Genomic DNA, 735 nt, shown 5'->3' on the forward strand with positions numbered 1-735 from the left:
CATGTGGACCGAGCTCGGCACGCTCTACCCGATCTCGATCTCGATCGACGAGGTCATCACCGAGGCCGGGTCGAAGGGCAAGGCCTCGCGCGAGTTCCTCGGCCGCGAGATCCTCTCCGACGCCAAACTCGCCTACCAGCAGCGCGAGGAACTCCTCGGCGACGAGGCCATGCGTGAGCTCGAGCGCCGCGTGGTCCTCTCGGTGATCGACCGCCGCTGGCGCGACCACCTCTACGAGATGGACTACCTCAAGGACGGCATCGGCCTCCGCGCGATGGCGCAGCGCGACCCGCTGGTCGAGTACCAGCGCGAGGGCTACGCGCTCTTCCAGAGCATGATGGGGCAGATCCGCGAAGAGTCGGTCGGCTACCTCTTCAACCTCGAGGTGCAGGTCCAGTCCGACGGGGAGAACGCCGTCATCGAGGCCAAGGGCCTCGGCGAGGACGAGGTCTCCGGTCTCGAGTACTCCGCTCCGTCGATCGACGGCGAGGTCGAGGTCCGCGACGAGCGCGGTCGCCTCGAGCAGGCCGCCACGGCTCGGGCGCAGAAGGCGCAGGCCGAGGCCGAGGCGGCTGCCGGCCCGGAGCAGGGCTCCGCGTTCGGCAACGCCGCGACGGCCTCCGGCCAGGCCGCTGCGGGCAACCGCGCGGAGCGTCGTCAGGCCGCCAAGAAGGGCTGACGCAGGACCAGACGGGCAGGAGGGGCTTTTTCTTTTGTTTTTTTCCCTCCTGCCCG

The 735-nt window shown here is 69.3% G+C and carries 1 pseudogene; it reads left to right on the forward strand.

Annotated elements, in window-relative coordinates:
• Positions 1-679: pseudogene (locus I5E_RS21815) on the forward strand (preprotein translocase subunit SecA); the annotation flags it as partial.
• Between the last annotated feature and the right edge of the window lie 56 nt (positions 680-735).

This window comes from Curtobacterium sp. B18, from assembly GCF_000333375.1.
Classification (GTDB): Bacteria; Actinomycetota; Actinomycetes; order Actinomycetales; family Microbacteriaceae; genus Curtobacterium.